Source organism: Microbacterium sp. (assembly GCF_044340635.1).
Classification (GTDB): Bacteria; Actinomycetota; Actinomycetes; order Actinomycetales; family Microbacteriaceae; genus Microbacterium.
In genome coordinates, this window is the sequence record NZ_JBIITF010000017.1 from 38,967 (window position 1) to 57,002 (window position 18,036).

At 65.6% G+C, this 18,036-nt stretch carries 17 protein-coding genes; 6 read left to right on the forward strand and 11 right to left on the reverse strand.

Features of this window, described 5'->3' with window-relative positions; all coding sequences use genetic code 11:
* Positions 1-22: 22 nt before the first annotated feature.
* A complete protein-coding gene (locus ACIQ0W_RS13540; RefSeq protein WP_396643236.1) occupies positions 23-1,033 on the reverse strand; it encodes a glycoside hydrolase family 6 protein in 1,011 nt (336 codons plus the stop codon).
* Positions 1,034-1,042: 9 nt separating this feature from the next.
* Entirely contained in the window at positions 1,043-3,163 is a 2,121-nt protein-coding gene (locus tag ACIQ0W_RS13545) for an acyltransferase family protein (protein ID WP_396643237.1), read from the reverse strand.
* 194 nt (positions 3,164-3,357) lie between these two features.
* Here ACIQ0W_RS13545 and truA point away from each other — a divergent pair, with 194 nt between their 5' ends.
* Together truA and ACIQ0W_RS13555 are read left to right on the forward strand one after the other, a co-directional pair.
* Positions 3,358-4,227, forward strand: a complete 870-nt coding sequence (truA, locus tag ACIQ0W_RS13550; RefSeq protein ID WP_396643238.1) for a tRNA pseudouridine(38-40) synthase TruA — start codon at positions 3,358-3,360, stop codon at positions 4,225-4,227.
* Between the two features lie 106 nt (positions 4,228-4,333).
* Entirely contained in the window at positions 4,334-5,107 is a 774-nt protein-coding gene (locus ACIQ0W_RS13555) for an endonuclease/exonuclease/phosphatase family protein (protein WP_396643239.1), read from the forward strand.
* A 193-nt stretch (positions 5,108-5,300) separates the two neighbouring features.
* Here the strand turns inward: ACIQ0W_RS13555 and ACIQ0W_RS13560 are convergent, their stop codons facing one another.
* From ACIQ0W_RS13560 to ACIQ0W_RS13570, 3 genes are all read right to left on the reverse strand, one after another.
* Complete coding sequence (locus ACIQ0W_RS13560) at positions 5,301-5,600, reverse strand: winged helix-turn-helix transcriptional regulator (RefSeq protein WP_396643240.1); 300 nt, start codon at positions 5,598-5,600, stop codon at positions 5,301-5,303.
* Positions 5,597-6,001: a VOC family protein gene (locus tag ACIQ0W_RS13565; protein ID WP_396643241.1), complete on the reverse strand. Its 405-nt coding sequence runs from the start codon at positions 5,999-6,001 to the stop codon at positions 5,597-5,599. The genes ACIQ0W_RS13560 and ACIQ0W_RS13565 overlap by 4 nt, the downstream gene beginning before the upstream one ends.
* A gap of 223 nt (positions 6,002-6,224) precedes the next feature.
* Positions 6,225-7,535: a DUF222 domain-containing protein gene (locus tag ACIQ0W_RS13570; protein WP_396643242.1), complete on the reverse strand. Its 1,311-nt coding sequence runs from the start codon at positions 7,533-7,535 to the stop codon at positions 6,225-6,227.
* 671 nt (positions 7,536-8,206) lie between these two features.
* Here ACIQ0W_RS13570 and ACIQ0W_RS13575 point away from each other — a divergent pair.
* The gene (locus ACIQ0W_RS13575; protein WP_396643243.1) at positions 8,207-8,683 is read left to right on the forward strand and encodes a VanZ family protein; all 477 of its coding nucleotides are present in this window, start codon (positions 8,207-8,209) and stop codon (positions 8,681-8,683) included.
* Here the strand turns inward: ACIQ0W_RS13575 and ACIQ0W_RS13580 are convergent.
* From ACIQ0W_RS13580 to ACIQ0W_RS13590, 3 genes are all read right to left on the reverse strand, one after another.
* A complete protein-coding gene (locus tag ACIQ0W_RS13580; RefSeq protein ID WP_396643244.1) occupies positions 8,662-9,972 on the reverse strand; it encodes a UDP-glucose dehydrogenase family protein in 1,311 nt (436 codons plus the stop codon). The genes ACIQ0W_RS13575 and ACIQ0W_RS13580 overlap by 22 nt on opposite strands.
* A gap of 108 nt (positions 9,973-10,080) precedes the next feature.
* The gene (locus tag ACIQ0W_RS13585; RefSeq protein WP_396643245.1) at positions 10,081-10,665 is read right to left on the reverse strand and encodes a hypothetical protein; all 585 of its coding nucleotides are present in this window, start codon (positions 10,663-10,665) and stop codon (positions 10,081-10,083) included.
* Positions 10,666-10,767: 102 nt separating this feature from the next.
* On the reverse strand, positions 10,768-12,528 hold the full coding sequence (locus ACIQ0W_RS13590) for a DUF4012 domain-containing protein (RefSeq protein WP_396643246.1): 1,761 nt from the start codon (positions 12,526-12,528) through the stop codon (positions 10,768-10,770).
* Positions 12,529-13,053: 525 nt separating this feature from the next.
* Here ACIQ0W_RS13590 and ACIQ0W_RS13595 point away from each other — a divergent pair.
* From ACIQ0W_RS13595 to ACIQ0W_RS13605, 3 genes are all read left to right on the forward strand, one after another.
* The gene (locus ACIQ0W_RS13595) at positions 13,054-13,581 is read left to right on the forward strand and encodes a serine O-acetyltransferase (RefSeq protein WP_396643247.1); all 528 of its coding nucleotides are present in this window, start codon (positions 13,054-13,056) and stop codon (positions 13,579-13,581) included.
* Positions 13,582-13,606: 25 nt separating this feature from the next.
* Positions 13,607-14,500 carry a glycosyltransferase family 2 protein gene (locus tag ACIQ0W_RS13600; RefSeq protein ID WP_396643248.1) on the forward strand — a complete coding sequence of 298 codons (894 nt, stop codon included), beginning with the start codon at positions 13,607-13,609 and terminating at the stop codon, positions 14,498-14,500.
* Positions 14,501-14,852: 352 nt separating this feature from the next.
* Positions 14,853-15,029, forward strand: a complete 177-nt coding sequence (locus tag ACIQ0W_RS13605; protein ID WP_396643269.1) for a hypothetical protein — start codon at positions 14,853-14,855, stop codon at positions 15,027-15,029.
* Here ACIQ0W_RS13605 and ACIQ0W_RS13610 read toward each other — a convergent pair.
* From ACIQ0W_RS13610 to ACIQ0W_RS13620, 3 genes are all read right to left on the reverse strand, one after another.
* Positions 14,970-16,160, reverse strand: a complete 1,191-nt coding sequence (locus tag ACIQ0W_RS13610) for a hypothetical protein (protein WP_396643249.1) — start codon at positions 16,158-16,160, stop codon at positions 14,970-14,972. The genes ACIQ0W_RS13605 and ACIQ0W_RS13610 overlap by 60 nt on opposite strands.
* Positions 16,151-17,227, reverse strand: a complete 1,077-nt coding sequence (locus tag ACIQ0W_RS13615; RefSeq protein ID WP_396643250.1) for an O-antigen ligase family protein — start codon at positions 17,225-17,227, stop codon at positions 16,151-16,153. Before ACIQ0W_RS13615 ends, ACIQ0W_RS13610 begins: the two co-directional genes overlap by 10 nt.
* A 128-nt stretch (positions 17,228-17,355) precedes the next feature.
* A complete protein-coding gene (locus ACIQ0W_RS13620; RefSeq protein WP_396643252.1) occupies positions 17,356-18,030 on the reverse strand; it encodes a glycosyltransferase family 4 protein in 675 nt (224 codons plus the stop codon).
* Between the last annotated feature and the right edge of the window lie 6 nt (positions 18,031-18,036).

Consider the following 18,036-nt stretch of genomic DNA (forward strand, 5'->3'; position numbering starts at 1 on the left):
ATCGAGCGGGCGACTCGTCGCCTTATTGGTCATCTTGCTGTTGCTCTTGCCACGCGGCGATCACATCGGTGGTCAGGACGATCGCGGATTGCGGCCACCAGGCACCCGCCTCCGGTCCGCCGTTGCACGTGCCGTCGCTCTCGCCCGGCACCTTGATCCACAGGTTCGTATCCACGACGTCGTCGTGCACGGTGCCCGGGGCGGATCCCACGCGCCGGTCGGGCGGGTTGCACCACTCGCCGGTCGATCCGACGCCGTTGCGTGCGGAATCGATGACGGCGTGCGCACCGCCGAGCAGCCCCGACAGCCGGCGTGCGTAGGCGACCTCGTCCGCATCGGTGTTGTAATTCGAGACGTTCGTCGCGAATCCTCGGACCTGGTCGATGACGCCCATCTCGCGGATGAATCCCGCCATGACGTCGGGGGAGTGCCAGGTCGAGTGGCCGCCGTCGATATAGATGTCGGCGTTCTCGGCCGCCAGGTTCGTGACGGCGCCCTGCAGCTGCGGTGCCCGTTCGGCGAGGTTGCCGCATTCCTGGGCGAGCGCGATCGAGTCCGGTTCGAGCATGATGATCGTCTGGATGCCGGATGCCTCGACCGCTGCGCCGATCTCTGCTGTCCACGTCGCGTAGTCGGCTTCGGAGAGTCCACCCGCCGAGAAGTTGCCGCAGTCGCGACCCGGCAGGCCGTAGACGACGATCGTGGAGGTGGCGCCCTGGTCGGACGCTTCCTGAGCGAGCGAGGTGACGCGGGGCCCGACCGCACCGATCGGGTCGCGTTCGGGCACCAGCCAGAACGCGGTGGGCTGCTCCGCGAGGTATGCCGCGGCGGCCTGCTCCGGGGAACCCTCGGGGGTGCGCGCGGCCTCTCGGGCGGCCACGGTGTCGGTGAAGACCGCCACGCGGATGTGTTCTTCTTCGGCCGCGACGTCACCGCCCCGTAGCAGCGCCCAGGCGGCCCCGCCGGCGATGATGAGGGCGAGGACCACGACGAGTGTCACGACGATCGAGCGGCGTCGGCGAGAGGACTTCACCGCTCGAATCTATCGCTCCGGCAGGTCCGCCGAGACACCACGGCCTCCGCCGGCATCGCCGTCGGTATCGCCCGCACCGTCGACCAGGCGCGACGCGAGCGCCGAGGCGCGGACCGACCTGTCGAACGCGGCCTGGGCCCGGGCATCCTCCACGCCCTGCACCGCCGTCGCCACGGTCTCGGCGAACAGCCGCCCGCCCGTGGGGCCGGGGTGGATGCGGTCGCCCGCGAGCAGGTCCTGGTGTGCCGCGGCGGCACCCGCCCAGTCGGCGACGACCACGTTGGCCTGGGCGGCATCGAAGGTCGCGAGCTCGGAATTGACCCCGGCGATCCAGTCGCGCGGTGCGAAGGCGTTCACGAGCACGAGGTGCCGGTCGGGCCCGATCGCCCGTTCGAGGCGGGCGAGCGCTTCGGCGCTGATCGGACCGTTCGTGCCGAGCGCGACCACGACGTAGGGCCGAAGCTGGCCCGCGGCGGCCTGGGCTTCGGTGATGCCGACACCGGCGTTCAGGGAACGCGAGACGGATGCGTCGATCTGGATTCCCGGCAGGCGCTCCATCAGTCCGGGTGCCGACGCGAGCATCACGGAGTCGCCGATGGCGCTGACCTGGTCGCCGGTCACGGGGGTCGGTCGCGGGCCGGGCACGGGCTCATCGCCCGTCTGCACGGCGAGCGGCGGCTCGACCGGGGCCGCGGTGGGTGACGACGTCGGTGACGGCGACGCTGATCGTGACGCTGACGGCGCGTCTGCCGAGTCGAGAGCCTGCTGTCCCGCTTCGACCGCAGTCGCGCCCGACGTCTCCTCCGGCGCAATCGCGATCGCGCTGGTCGTGGCGCCGGCGGCGATCACGAACGCGGTCACGGCCGCGAGCGCGGCGAAGCGACCCGCCGGTGCTCCGGACAGGCGCGCGCGGAGTGCCGTGAACGAGGCGCGGAACCCGTTCCGCCGGACGGGGGTCTCGATGAACCGGTACGAGACGGTCGCGGCGAGGAGCGTGATGGCGAGCGCCCAGACCCCCACCGCGAGCGGCACCTCGGTGCCGGGGGCGATCGAGAGGCCCGCCATGAGAAGGACGAGCACGGGCCAGTGCCACAGGTAGATGCCGTACGAGCGCACCCCGACGAAGCGGAGCGGCGCAAGGTCGAGTGCGCGTCCCAGGACGGACCCCGGCCATGCTCCCGCGGTGATCGCGACCACCGTCAGCAGGCACGCGACGAGAAGGGCGCCCGGGAATGTCGCCGTGTCGGGCGCGGGCGACACGGTGGCGACCGCGACGATCCCCACGACGGCGAGTGCGCCGAGGGCGGTGACGCCACGGCGCACGCCGGCGCGCAGCATCCAGGCGGTCGGTGCGCGAAGCGCCTGCCCCGCGACGAACGCGAGGGCGACGCCGAGCAGGATGCCGAAGCCGTGCGAGTCGGTGCCGAAGTACGCCCGCGTCACGCCGGCGCCGCTGGAGGAGCCGGCCAGGGCGTTGGACACGAGCACGGCCATCCAGAGGGCCGAGCCCGCCGCGGCGACGACGGCGACTCCCGCGCGGACGACACGGGAGGGGATCAGCAGCAGGAGCGGGAAGAGCAGGGGCCAGAGCACGTAGAACTGCTCTTCGACCGCGAGGGACCAGAGGTTGCGGAACAGCTCGGGAGTGCCCGCGTCGAAGTATCCGCTGCCCGCCGAGATCGAGATCCAGTTGAAGCTGAAGGTCAGGGCGCCGAGCACCTGTCGTCCGAAGCCGACGAGGACGTCGCCGCCGATCGTCCACGCCCAGAGCCCGCACACCACGATGAGGGTCACGAGAGCCGGCAGCAGGCGGCGGGCGCGGCGTCGCCAGAACCCGACCAGCGAGATCCGTCGCCCCCGACCCAGGGAGTCGGATGCCGCGGCCTCGTGCAGCAGCAACGAGGTGATCAGGAACCCGCTGATGACGAAGAAGACGTCGACGCCGATGAACCCCTGCGGCAGCCACCACGCGGGGAACAGGTGATAAACCACCACGAGTGCCACCGCGATCGCGCGCAGTCCATCGAGGCCCGCATAGCGTGCGCCGCCGGGGCCAGGGGTGAAGGCGGGGGCGGGAACGTGAGCGGGGGCCGGGGCGTGGCCGGGAGCGGGGGAGATATCGCGAGTCATGGGTGCGGGGTGGTCGGCGCATCACACGGGGTCCGGGGGAGTGTGACGGGCGCCCCGGTGGTGAGAGCGGGGCGGTCGAGGGGGGCGGTGCCGACGCTTGCCAAGTTTACGCCGGGGTCGCCGACACGGCGAGGCGGATCGCCCGGCCGATCCATCCGCTCTCTCACCGAACGGCGCGGCAATAGGCTGATCGGGTGCGGATCCGCCTCGACATCGCCTACGACGGAACCCATTTTCATGGCTGGGCCCGGCAGACGAGGCTCCGCACGGTTCAGGGGACACTCGAGGATGCCCTGGCCCTGGTGCTCGGCACCGCGTACACGACCAGCCCGACAGGTGCGCCCACCCCTCGCCTCGTCGTCGCGGGCCGCACGGATGCCGGTGTGCACGCGTCCGGCCAGGTCGCGCATCTCGATCTCGACGCGCAGCTGCTCGATGCCCTGGGTCGGTCGCGTCCGAAGTCCGGCTCACCGCTCGATCTGCTGGCGCAGCGCGTGCGTGGCGTGCTCGGCAAATACCCGGACCTCACGGTGCGGAGCATCCGCGAGGCGCCGGAGGGTTTCGATGCCCGCTTCTCGGCCGTGTGGCGTCGTTACGCGTACCGGGTCGCTGATTCGACGGCGGGCTACGACCCGCTCGAGCGTGCCCGTACGACGAACGTCAACGCCCGTCTCGATGTGGCGGCGATGGATGCCGCGGCCCGGTCACTGATCGGACTGCACGATTTCGCCGCCTACTGCCGCCCCCGCGAGGGAGCGACGACCATCCGGACGCTGCTCGAGTTCGATTGGCGGCGCGACGAGAACGGCGTGCTGATCGCGAATGTCCGCGCGGATGCGTTCTGCCACAGCATGGTGCGCGCCCTGGTCGGCGCCTGCGTCGCGGTGGGACGCGGCCGCCTGAGCGTCGAGGACGTCGCGATCCTCCGCGATGCCCACGAGCGCACCAGCGCCTTTCCGGTGCTCGCGGCCCGCGGTCTCACCCTGATGGAGGTGGGCTACCCCGCCGACGATCAGCTCGCGTCGCGCGCCGACGCCACCCGCGCTCGCCGCGACGAGGAGTGACGGAGTGACGAGCGCACCTGTCCACCTGGGAGTTGTCAAAGAACCCCAGAGCGTCGGTCAAGGCGTCACCCGTCGGTAACGTCCCGCCCCTATCCTGGTTGGCGGTATGAAGGTCATTTCTTATAACTTGCGGAAGCACCGTGCGGCCACCGAGCTCGCGGCGCTCGCCGAGCGCTACGACCCGGATGTGCTCTGCCTCCAGGAGTGCGACTCGACCGACATCCCCGACACCATCCATGGCCTCAAGCTCGCGGATGCGACGAGCCGGAACCGCCTGGGACTCGCGGTGTACTTCCGCGCGAACACCTACCGCGCCGAGGCCGTGCGGGCGATGAGCCTCAAGAAGTCGCTGCACGACCGTGTGCTGAAGCCCGCCGAAGAGCGCCTGCTCGGCGTTCGTCTGCACGACATCGACGCCGGCCACGAGATGATCGTCGCGTCCTTTCACGCAGCACCGTTGACCGCCCTGAACTCGCTGCGTCGCCACCAGATCCGCACCGCTCTGGATGAACTCGACGCACTCGGCCCGGGCCTGCCGACCCTCATGGTGGGCGACTACAACTACCCCGTCTTCAAAGAGAACCTCGGCCAGCGGATCCGCGACCAGGGCTACGAGCTGAACCTCAGTGACGCCCGCACCTACACGCGCTATCGCTTCTTCCGTGGTCATTACGACTTCGCCACTTCGGTCGGCTTCGAGATCGACAAGGTGCAGACCCTCCCGCAGGGCCTCTCCGACCACAAGCCGATCCTCGTGACGGCCAAAGCGATAGCCGCGATGACGGAAACGATCACCGAAACGCCGCACGGCGCGACCCTGGACGCCATGCCGGGCACCCCGACGCCCGACGAGCCCCTCGCGCCCGCGGCAAGCGCCTGAATTTTCTGACGCCACTCGCGTCATGAACCGCCGCATGCCGCGCGTGCTTCTCTCTTCCGCCGCACGGGTGGGTGGCCCGTTCGACTTCGGTGAGAGCATCAGCTCGATCGAGTCGTTCACGGCACCGGGCTCCACCTAGGACGAGAAGTCGCAGTAGCTAAGGGCGCGCGCCGGTCGGATGGTTCCGCCTGGATCACGATCCGCGCCGCATCGAGACCTCGTCGGACCCCCAATTCCCGAGCGCCACGATCGCGTCGCGCAGGGCGAGGCCCCGATCGGTCAGTGCGTATGCGCGCGTATTGTGCCGCAGGGGCAGGCGGGATAGAACGCCGGCCGCCTCGAGTTCGCGCAGGCGGGTCGCCAGGATGTTCGTCGGCACTCCGAGGTCGCGCTGCAGATCGCCATATCGCTGTGGCCCGTCGAGTAGTCGCTCCACGATGAGCAGGGCCCACCGCGCGCCGACGATCTCGAGGGCTGCGGAAAGGTCGCTCACGTGCTCGGATCGGTGTCCGGCTTCATCCAGAACGGTGAGTAGTGGTAGCCGTCGGGGTCGTCGAACTGGCGTTGGTACATGAAGGGGTAGTCGTCGGTGTCGCCGATCCGTCCGCCCGCGGCTCCCGCGCGCTCGACAAGCTTGTCGACCTCCTCGCGGCTCGCGAGGTCGAACGAGACCGTGACCTTCGATGGCGTGTCGGGTGTACCAATCAGGTCTTCGGTGCCTCCGACGCTCGCATACATCTCGCGACTGCCGAGCATGACGTACTGTTCGGGCGCGATCGCGAAGCACGAGACGTTGTGATCCGACATCTCGGCGTTCAGAGTCCAGCCGAGGGCCGAGTAGAAGGCGGTGGCCCGGTCGACGCTCTCGACCGGGCAGGTGATGAAGAGGCTCATGCGGGCATACTTGCAAAATACAAGTGAGACGTCAAGACCCAACCAAACGTTCCCGCGATCGGGTGTTCGTGGCTGTGCCCATGACCAACTGTCGGAGTGTCCGAACACGCACCCGCGCACCCCACTGCACCGCACCGCACCCCGCCGACGCACACCCCGACGCGCCGCACTGCACCCCACCGACGCACACCCCACCGCACTGCACCCCGCCGACGCACACCACTCAGAACGGTGGCGGCTCCAGATCAGGCACGAATCCCACCAAGACCGGTGGCGGTATGTCGATATAGACCTTGCCGCCGGGTGACGTCCACTCGAGCACTCCGCCGGGCAGATGCCTGACCATCCACGGCGTCTCGCCCTTCAATACGTGGTGCCTTCGGCAGAAACACGCGAGATTGCAGTGCGACGTCTCGCCCCCGAGGGCATAGTCCCGCCCGTGATCGACATCGCATCGATGCGCGGGCATTCGACACCCCGGGAATCGGCAGTGTGGGTCTCGAACCCGCAGGTATCGGGTCAAATCGGCAGATCTCGTGTAGCGATCAACCGCCAACACCCCTCCGGTGATGGGGTCAGCGAGCACTCGTTCCCACCCGGGTGCCGAGAGGGCCAAGATACGGGCCGTATCGATGTCGACCGGGGCTCGTCCGACGAGTTCTGCCGGGTCTGCGGTGACGCCGGCCAACGCGAGGGCGGGAACCGTCACGTTCACAACGGCACGGATCGACGCGAGTCCGCCGTACCCGTCCGACACCCCCTCGCCCGTAGCCGGGTCGATGCGATGGGTCAGCACGATCTCTGCCAGCAGGTCGGCCCGAATCTGACTCATCGTTCGCGGGTCGGGCTCAGCCCCGTCGGCGGCCGCAGCCGAGGCCGTGTCGGTGACCTTGCGTGCCATCTGCGTGAGCATGTCGTGCATGCCGTGCACCGGCACCGCGGGACCGCGAAGAACCAACTCGGCCATTCCGTCAGCCTCGTCGCGTACCCACACTCCCCGCCCCTCGCGGGCGGCCTTGTGCCGATCGGCGAACGTGCGGGGCTGCACCTCTTCGACCAAACGCGCCAAGGACGCATTCAGCCGACCTGCCGTGGTGGACTCGGCCCTCACGATCGCCTCGGCTTCGAAGGCCGCACGGACGGACGGATCTTCGATCTTCGACCCGTGGTCGAGGATCACGCGCACATGGCCCATCGCCACGCGGCCTTCCGACAACGCCTCGAGCGTCGCCGCGAACTTGGTCGTGATGGTGTGGGCCTCGTCCATCTTGCGCTGGACTGTCCGGTCGGACTGGTTCGCACGCACGGCGAGCTCGGCTGCGATGGCGCGCAGCGGCAGTTCGGACTCACGGGCGCTCGCTCGAGGTAGCGCTTCCGCCCGATCGAACGCAACGTCTGCGGCTCGCGCCAACACTCGCAGCGCTTGTGCTTCGCCGGCGGCGATCATGGCCAAAGCAGCATCGTACTCATCGGCAAGGTCGGCAGAGACGACGTCGATGTCGTCCACCTGCGCCCGTTGCTGGTTCGAATGCATGTACTAATAGTACGAGTGAGCGCCGACATTGGGCCCGCGATATCACGGGTCTGTGGATAACTCATTAGAACAAAAAGACGAATAAAGAAGCGAGAGGATGCCTCGGAAAGGCCATACGCCTGCCCCACACGGTCCGCGGCGCGCTGCACGAAGCAAACCGTCTCGCAGCGCACCCACCCACCGCCAGTCGCACCAAACCACCTCGCGCCAAACCGCACCGGCTGAACCACCTCACCGAACCGCGCCCTCCCAAACCGACCCGCCCTCTCGCGTCGACAACAGCCCGCACCGCCCAACTCGACCCGCCCACCGCATCGACAACAACCGCACCACCGTCCACCAACGCAACCCACCGCCCTCGACGGCAAGGGATCGCTCGCGATCCCGCGGCAGCCTCCAGAGCGCACCACAGCCAGCACCGCCCCAGGAGCAGTGCCCCCGCGACGCCGCACGGCCGCAACCCCGGCACCACCGTCGAGGGCTATCGCACAGCCCCCATCCGGTAGTCTCCAACGAATATTCGGGCTGCACCGGCGTTCGACCCGCTCTCGATTCGCCCAGTCCCGCCCCGCCCAGCCCCGCCCCGTCCAGATCAGTCCCGACCCAGTCCCCAGACCCGTCCAGATCCAGCCCGACCAACCCAGCCAAACCCAACCCAGACCCGGAGACCCATGCAGCCCGCGCCGACCCCCGCACCGACGCCTTCGTCGGCGCCGGCCGGACAGGCCAGGCCCGCCTGGGTCACCCGCACCACCTGGATAGCCCTGGTCGTCTACGGCCTAGCTCTAGCCACGATCGCGCTGTGGCCGACGCACGTCGACGACCCGGCCAGTGAGTTCCTCCGGGCCATCACGCGCGCCGTGCCGTGGCTCACCTACCCGCGCATCGAGTTCACGGCGAACATTGCGTTGTTCGTCCCCTTCGGCGCGCTACTCAGCATCCTGTTCCCGACAACGCGCTTCTGGCTCATCATCGCCGCGGCCGCCGCGACATCACTCACCGCCGAGCTGCTTCAGACGCTCGCGACAGATCGCACATCGAGCGCCATGGATGTCCTGGCCAACACGTCAGGTGCCGCGCTCGGCGTCCTCATCGTGCACCTCGCCGCGCACGTCGCCAAAAGGCGTCAGGGTCGGCCCATCCCGTAATAGGTCCACCCGTCGGCGCGCCAGGCGGCGGCGTCGAGGCAGTTGCGCCCGTCGACGATCACCTTTCCGGCGACCAAGGATGAGGCATGCGCCGGCGCGAGCTCGCGTCGGTACTCGTCCCACTCGGTTACGACCACCACCGCGTCGGCGCCGCGCAGGGCTTCATCGCGGTCGGCGACGAAGTTGAGTTGCGGATGCAGCCGCTCGGCGTTTGCGATCGCCTCCGGGTCGGTCACGGTGACCCATGCGCCGAGTCCGCGCAGGCGCACGGCGACGTCCAGAGCGGGGGAGTCGCGCACGTCGTCGCTGTGCGGCTTGAAGGCGGCACCCAGCACGGTCACGTTCTTCTTGAACACCGAGCCGTCGAGCGCCGCGACGACGAGGTCGACGGCTCGATCGCGGCGACGCATGTTGATGGCGTCGATCTCGCGCAAGAAGGCGACGGACTCACCGCGCCCGAGTTCTTCGGCTCGAGCCGAGAATGCACGGATGTCTTTGGGCAGGCAACCTCCACCGAACCCGATGCCGGCGCCCAAGAAGCGGCGCCCGATACGCACGTCATGCCCGATCGCGTCGGCGAGCTGCGTCACGTCAGCTCCGGTGACCTCTGCGATCTCGGCCATGGCGTTGATGAACGAGATCTTGGTGGCCAAGAACGCGTTGGCGGCGACCTTGACCAGTTCTGCGGTGGCGTAGTCGGTCACGAGAAAGGGTGTGCCCTTGGCGACGGCCGGGTGGTACACCTCGCGCAGAACATCGGCAGCGCGCGAGCCCGAGTCGTCCGTCGGAACGCCGACGACCAGGCGGTCGGGGTCAACCGTGTCTTGCACGGCCCATCCCTCGCGCAGGAACTCCGGGTTCCACACGAGGGTGGCACCGCTCGGCGACACGACCTCGGCGAGGCGAGCAGCGGTTCCCACGGGCACCGTCGACTTTCCGGCGACGACGTCACCGGGGGAGAGGTGGGGCAGCAGAGCGTCGAAGGCCGCGTCGACGTAGGTCATGTCGGCCGCGTAGCCATCCTTGCGCTGCGGTGTCCCGACGCCCACGAAGTGCACGGCCGCGCCGTGAGCCTCGGAGATATCGGTCGTGAACCTCAGATTCCCGGATGCGATTCCCGCGACGAGGATCTCGGTGAGTCCGGGTTCGAAGAAGGGGGCCTCGCCGCGCGAGAGCGATTCGATCTTGGCCGCGTCGACATCAATGCCGATGACTTCGTGACCGATGGATGCCATGGCTGCCGCGTGAACGGCTCCGAGGTATCCGCAGCCGATGACTGACAGGCGCATGCTTCTCCTTGCGAAGGAAGGGACGAACGAGTTATCTCAAACTTAGGGGCCGGGCAAACGAAAGGCCCCGGCACTGAGTGCACGAGGCCTTTCGAGTACAACGTGATATTAGCTGTGGACGCCTTCGCGGTTGCGACGCACCGTACGGGCGACCAGGATCGAGCCACCGGCGAGCACGAGCACGCCGCCACCGATCCATGCGGTCAGCAGGAGAGTGCTGTCGGTGCCGGTCTCAGCGATGGCATCGCCACCGCTGTCGCCGCCAGCAGCGGAGACGCGGATTGCAGCTGAGACGCCACCGGGCTGCGAGGCAGAGGTTCCGGTCAGCGTGTAGGTGCCCGATGCGTTGCTCGGCAGAACGACGCGAGCGTTGACGGATCCGTCGGCCGCGGCGGTACGGCTGCCGAGGTTGGCGGTCTCAACGGCGAACTTCACCATGTTGGCCAGCGATGCGCCCGAGGCGCTCTCTCCGGTCAGGATGAAGGTCACGGTCTCGGCGTTCGCGAAGACTGCCGCGGGGAACGTGACGGTGATGGTCGCGCCCGGCGTGACGGTACCCGTGATGACGATGTTCGCCTCGGGTGCCGGGGTGACCGGGGGATAGTTTTCGGCGTAGGCCGGTGCAGCCACGCCCATTGCGAGGGCGCCCGCCAATGCGAGGGCTGAGAGCACCTTCTTCGTGCGTGAGATCATGCGCTGGACTCCGTTCGGTTGTGTCTGCCTCAGCCAAGCGCGCAATGGAACACGCTGACCGTCACCCCTCCCCGATGACGATCCTTGGCCCCAGCCGTACGTCTAGTATTCAGCAAGGTCACAGAAATCGCTAACGCTGGGTATGTCCAACGTGTTAATTGTCGGCGTTGTGACCACATCGAGACCTTGTGTGCCGGGCAGATCGACGATCACATCGAGGGTGGCGGTCTCACCCGGAGCGAGATCTGACTCCCATGTGACCACTCGCAGCCCGCCGTGATCGCGCTGTCCGCCCAGCCCGCCGACAGTCGGTTCTGCCGACACGACCGTCGCGCCCGCAGGCAGGTAGACATATGAGATCGTGCGCGCAAGGCGCGGATCCACGCCGAAATTGCCGTCCGCATGAATGTATGCGGGGTAGTCCTCGACGTCTTGCGGTGCATCGCTATGGATCGTCACCCGCAGGTTCACGCGCCCATCGGCGCATCTCTGCGCATCGGCTCCCAACGCCAGGTAGTAGTCGATCTTTGCTCCGCCGCCCTCGTTGACGTAGACGCCGAACTGCGCCGTTTCTTCATCACTGATCGGCAGGCCACCGGCGATCGGCGTGCCGGCAAGCAGGTCTTGCTCAGCGGGATCGGCACTCCACAGCAGAACGCGTCGTTCTTCGATTCCCTGCACTAGTGCGGGCAAGATGCGCGCTGGATCTGCTCCGCCCGAAACGAGTGCCTGGAAGACGGACGCGGCGGCTTCCGCAAAAATAGCGTCCGTTTCGGCGATCGGATACTTCAGGTAGACCTCGTTGACGAGGAACGAAACCGCGTTGCCCGAATCGAGGGTGTCACCGGTCGACAGCGTGATGGGGCCCGTTGCTCCCAGAACGTAGGACAGGACGACAGGATCGACGCTGATTACTCCGTCGACGGCTTCGCCGGTCGCCCTCTCCCAGAAGCCAGCCGCCAGCGGGCCGGCCACGGCGAAGTCGGGGACCTGTGTCGTGTTCTGGAACCATCGCCCGGGTCGTACCCCGAAGAGGCTTTCGACCTCGGGGTCTAGAGGAATGTCGGCGACCGCCCGATTTGTCAGATCGCCCGCCGTGACTTGTTCGACGATTTCCATGCGTCCGGCGTCGGTCTTCAGCACCATTGCCGCACCAGGGATACCCCCGAGTGAGCGCCATTCCGCGTTGTTCTGCATCATGATCAGGTAGCTGCGGGGGCCGTCAGCGCCTAGAACCGCGGGCAGGATCTGGCTTGTCCGAGCGAACGCATCGGTGAGGCCAGACATCTGCTCGAGCGCGCCGGCCGCTTCTTCCACGGGCGCCACCAGCGGAGTTAGGAGTGCGTTGCGATCGATCCCGTCCACGGCGCGGGCAGCATCCTGTGCCGAGCTCGCGGCCGCGATCGCCGGTGCCTGCAGGTTCGTGAGGGCGGCGGTGTCGACCGCGCCGTCGACGGGGGTGAATCGAGTCATGTTCGCGACACCGGCAGATTCGACCAGCGGAAGAGAGTCTTGAACGACGTTGTCGAGCGAACGCGTGACGGTTGACACCGCGGCAAGCTGGGGCCCAACCCAGGGCAACGATTCTGCTGCCTGCCAAATGATGTCGCTGGTCAGGGCGCGCGCTCGGGAAGTGGTTTGGGCGAGGGCCTCGAGGGAGTCTGCCGCGCCGGCCGGGTCCGTCGCGAGAATCTGACGAAGCTCCGAGACCGACGCCTGCGCGCTACGAAGTTCGCCCTCCGCGGCGAGGGCTCTGACACCTATCCATGCGGCTGCGGCAAGTCCCGCGACGGCAACGACCGCGAGTGACACCATGAACGCACGACCTACGACGCGCGAAGGGCGCCTGGCGGGAGAGCTCACGCGAATACCCTACGTGTTGCTAATCCGCGCCAGCCGCGCTTAAGGGGCGGTGGCGCCTGGGACGAACATGGCCTTCGCGGTCGGGGCAATGATTCTGAATCTCTCCGAACCCGCACCGGGGTCAGCCGATGGTGTCCACCGGCCGCGCGGCAGTATGCACGCCACACATCGACCGTCAGGATGCCATCGCGCCCAGGTCGAGTACGGTCCGTGCGGGAGCCGGGGCCATTCCCCGCACGCGCTGGCGTAAGTGCACGCCGGGACTTCTCGGGTGTCGCGTGGCCCGTCGCGCCTGCCAGCTGGTCTCGCCGATGTAGCGACGCTGGGCTAGCTATGGTGTTGGAATCCTGCCCGTGCTTCAGCCAGACTTGCATAGGCGCGAGACACGCAGCAGCTAACAGGAGTCAGATGCGGACCATCACCGTTCCACGTCAGTTCCACCGTCGATATTCGATGCGAAGACTAGGCGCTGTAGCTGGCGGCATATCGTTGGCTAGTTGAGTGCCTTACGGGGGCGAGGGAAGCATGATGCACGACGCCACGATGGGTATGTCGACGAAGTCCCCGGTCTTCGCCGATATGACCGTGAACCGGAGAAACCCGCGCGTGCAGTTGCTGATGGTCCTCTTCCGGATGGCCCAGCGAGCACGCGAACCCCGAGATCGGCGTCCGAGAGCGTTCGCAATCCCGATCGGAGTGCTCTACAGATTCGTCTCCGAGTGGTGTCTGGGTATCGAAATCCCATGGAAGACCAGAGTGGGCCAGCGCCTAACCATTTACCACGGCTACGGGCTCGTGATCAATGATGGGTCGATCATCGGTGACGACGTGATCTTGCGCCAGGGCGTGACGATCGGGGCTTTGGTTGCCGACGGTGCGTGCCCGTCGATTGGTGATGGCGTGGAAGTTGGCGCGTCTGCTGTAATCCTGGGGGGAATCTCTGTGGGCACGGGGGCCAGGATCGGGGCTGGTGCGGTAGTACTCTCGGATGTTCCTGCTGGCGCTGTCGCTGTCGGCGTGCCAGCCCGCATTGTCAGTCCCGTCGGAACATAAAGCAGGCTGAACTGAGAGAGGTTTCGTGAAGCTTTCCGTTATTACGCCATCCTTCAACTACGCGCGTTTCCTCGACGCGGCGATGCGCTCCGTTCGCGACGGACACGCCGTCGTTCGCGAACACGTTATATCGGACGGTGCGTCAACAGATGGAACAGTGGAGTTGCTTTCTGCGAATTCGTCGTCTGTGAAGTGGCGTAGTGAGCCGGATAAGGGGCAGAGCGACGCACTGAATCATGCCCTAGAAATGGCGGATGGTGAGTACATCGCCTGGCTGAATGCGGATGATTTCTACATTCCTGGAGGTTTAGATGCGGCGATTGCCTATCTTGACGAGCACCCCGAGGTTGATGTCGTTCATGGGGACACGGTCTTGGTTGACGAGCACGGCGTCTTCATCAAGCCCTTGTTCGGCTATCCAACCTGGTTCCCCATACTGGCGTCCCGCGGCTGTGTGATCGCGTCGACTGCTACCGTCTTTCGACGCTCGGCGCTTCCGCCTGCCCCGTGGGACGTTCGCCTGAGGTACATCATGGATTGGGATCTCTACTTAGGCATCATGCGATCCGGTCGAAAGATCGTTCATCTGCCAATTCTGATAGCTGGCATGCGCATACACGATGCACAGGTTTCAGCCGAACGAAGGACTGGCGACGCTCGTGACAGTAGCGAACACCAGATCGTCCGGCGCAAGCACCAGTTGGGAATTTATGGCAAGAAACCCGTGAGGCGGTTGGCTGACGTGACGCACAAGGTTGCGAAGCTTGTCTCGACGGTTTGGTATAGGAAGCGACCGTACGCGGCTTCGGCTATTCGGGTGCTGGACGCTAACGGGAACGTGGAATCGGCAGCCGTAGTCCACCTGCGTTCACGCCTCTATGCGGCCCATCGGGAGCGGACTTCTTATGAGCGTGGGTGAGTTCCTCACCGTAGTCCGGAAGGATTTCGAGCGGAGTTCCAACCAGAAGAGTTCGTGTTTTCACATTGTCAAGTCGGCGCTCCTCCATCCACCATTCGCTGCGGCGTTCCTGCATCGGATTGCCTCGGGGGCATACAGATTGTCGCCGGTCTTGGGGAGGTGCGTAGGCCGGGTGAATCACCTTTTGCACGGAGCCGATATTGATCCCCGCGCTCGCATCGGCGCTGGGCTTTTGCTGCAACACCCAGTGGGCGTTGTCATCGGTGCCAGCACAGAAATTGGGAAGAATGCAACCCTTATGAGCGGGGTGGTGTTGGGTCGACGTGATGTTTTGCATGGCCCAGACCACGGCATGTACCCCGTCCTCGGCGATGACGTGCTTGTCGGTGCCCACGCGGTACTCCTGGGCGCCATATCCGTGGGAAATGGTGCGCGCATCGGGGCTCAGAGCCTCGTGTTGCGGGACGTGTCAGACGGTTCCACCGTCGTTGGGTCGCCTGCCCGGGCGATTTCGGAAAGAACTAGCTAGAAGGAGTAGATAGGTCGACAGTACCGTCGCACTTGAGTAAATCGTGAGCCCCCATGCAAACGCCTGAAGCGAAATTGCGGCTGCCGCTACGCAAGCGATCAGGCCGACGACTGCGCCGATCACCTGCCCGATGAAGCTGATGCCACCCTGGCGGCGGACGCGTATCAACGCACCACCAGGTTGTCCCAGGATCGCCGCCAATGCACTGATCGCGACCGGGACGAGCAGCGGTTGGAAGGAGCTTGAGATCTCTGCTCGTGACATCAACATGGCGAACGTGAGTGCACCCACCAGGGCCGCGAGACCCACGCCGATCATTAGTCCCATGGACTTTGCCAGACCGCTAGCTTTCTGTGCCGACGCTCGCGAAAGCGAGCCAATCAATGTCGGTTGAAGAGCGCCAGCGACTGTGTTTGCTGGTGAAACGTACGTCTGGGCGAGGCGAAGTTGTCCGAACGCGGCCGGCCCGAAAGCCGCGAGGGCGAGGATCGGAAGCAGTTGGCCGATCACGATCGCGACGACGAATTGCGCTCCCATCAAAGCCTCGAAGCGCCCGCGAGAACGCACATACTGGACTACCCCGACAAGAGATGCGCTGCGCCAGCGAGCGAGGAAGCCCAGCGCGCCCGCTGACGTGGCAGCCAGAACAAGTATCGCGGAAGGTGCGTCCAGCACAGCGAGGCACCAGAACGTTACCGCGATTCCCGCTCTGGCGAGATCCAGCCCCGGCAAGGCCAGCCACGACAGATGCCCGCTCCGCGACATTCGTACGTACCGAACTGGGTCGGAGCCGTTGAGAAGTGCGAGCGGCAGGACGGCGGCCAATAGATCTAGTCGCCCGAGGCTGGCGAGCGCGATGACAGCGCCTGTGACGAACAAACAGGTCATCGCCACCGCTACCCCTAGAAGGCCAGCACGGACGGCGTCGCTGGGCTGTGCCAGCACTTGCTCGCTGAAAATCGCTCGTGAGGCCGACGTTATTAGCGTGAAACTCAGCCAGAATACCGAGGCGATTCCAAAGTCTGTCGCAGACAATATCTGGGAGTATCCAACCACGAGGAAGAAATTCACCGCGGCGAGTGAAAGCATCGTGATGGGATTGCGGGCGCGTTCGCCTACCTTCAATTCCACGGTTTGGGGCTCTTGGTTCCGTTATTTTGTGATATAACCATCGCGGAGCACACAAGCACCCAAAAAGCCGCAGCTGTGTCCGGTCGATCGAGAGTGGGGTTGACCGACAGAGTAACAACGGCACCAGCCAGAGCTGGTAGCCACCGTGCTTGAGCGGCGGTGATCCCGGCAAGGACAGCGAACCCGACGGTTGCCGCAAAAGCCGCGATCGCTATTACGCCGCCCGCCACGCCCAGCGTGAGCCAAGTGTTGTGAATAGGAACTTGCAGGACCCGTCCGTACCGTTCGAACGTGCCACTGATCTGCATTGATACTGCGCCCCCGACTAGCAGATTCGAGTCGATGACTGTCAACGCTTGGGCCCAAAGCGCCTCTCGAGTTTCTGAATTGTTCACCCGACCCATGACTATGTACAGTCTGCCGATCGTGTCGGTCGCGCCCAAAAGAACGGCGCTAACAGTCGCGGCGATCCCTGCTCCAACGAGTCGCCAGGTTCTACTGCGTATGCGCAGGAGCACGGCGACTAGGCAAGCAATCAGAATGACGGCGAGTGAAGTAGCCGATGGATAGATCGATAGCGAGAGGAGGACAGCAGCGCCTGCGCCGACTCGCGCTAAGAGAAACGCCCCGGCCCCCGGCATAGATACGATCGCGACCGCAATGAATGTGCGCTCGTGACTCAGAAATTGGAGGGGCGAGCCGACTTCAGCTGTTAGCGCGTCCAATATCGCGGTCGCGACCCAGAACGATGCGGCTACCCTAAGCGCCGGCGCACCAAGCGGCATGAGGCCATCGGTGCCGAGTCTCAAACCGAGCGACGCGGCGAGAAGCAGTGGGATGACAGCGGGGATGACTATGACCGCGGTATCAGGGCTCATGCTGCCATTGACCAGGGAAGTGAAGGAGAGAGCTATCAGCCATAATCCGAACGCACAGCCCATGACGAGGGACGCTCGACCTAGGCGTCCCCCGTGGCCGAAGCTCGCGCGATCAAGGATGTAGCCGAGCGCGATGACAAGCACATAGAGTGCCGCATTGACCGAGATGCTGGGTGCGGAGATACCCAAGCCTCCGAGCCCACTCAGGATCAGGACGCCTGCGAAGCTAAGTTGAAGCGGGGTGTAGGGATTCCTATCATGGAACACGCTCTTCGTTGCTCCGCGCCTGCGCGGCTGTACATGTCTGATGGCCATTACTAGAGAGCCGACAAAGCTGGGTCTATGCGCCCGAGAGCTTCCAACCAGTTGCGCCCGAACTGATCCGTCGAGAATCGTTCGCTGTGCGTGGCGAAGCAGCCGGCTCGCAGTCGATCGAGTTCGTCTGGGTTGTGAGCAAGTTCACGGACATGATTCGCAAGAGCTGAGACGTCTCCCGCGGGCGCAAGACGTCCCGTGACCCCGTCCGCGACGCAGTCGCTAACTCCGCCCACATCGTACGCGAGCGCCGGTAGGCCGACGCTCATGGCTTCGATTATGGTGAGCGGTTGGGCTTCGAGCGGATAGCTTGATGGGAAGACCAGCGCGGTTGCATCCCGCATGTAAGTCCACTTAGACGACTCGTCTGCATGTCCGTGAAGGGTGACAATATCAGACAGCCCATGGGTGAAAATCTGGTCGGAGACACTGCGTATATAATCCGGATCGCCCGTACCAACAATTTTTACTTCGAAGGGTTTATCCATTGTTGCTGAAAGCTCGGCGGCCAGGTTGACCATGTCTAGAGCGCCCTTTGTTGGGATCAAGTTTGAAAAGAAAAGTAGCCTGATCGCGCCATGCTTGCGCGACAGTCGACCTTCTGGCGGAGTCGTCGCGTTCGGTATGTAGGTGGGCTCAATTTTCCTACCTAACGCGCCTTCGATGTCCGAACGCAACGCGGG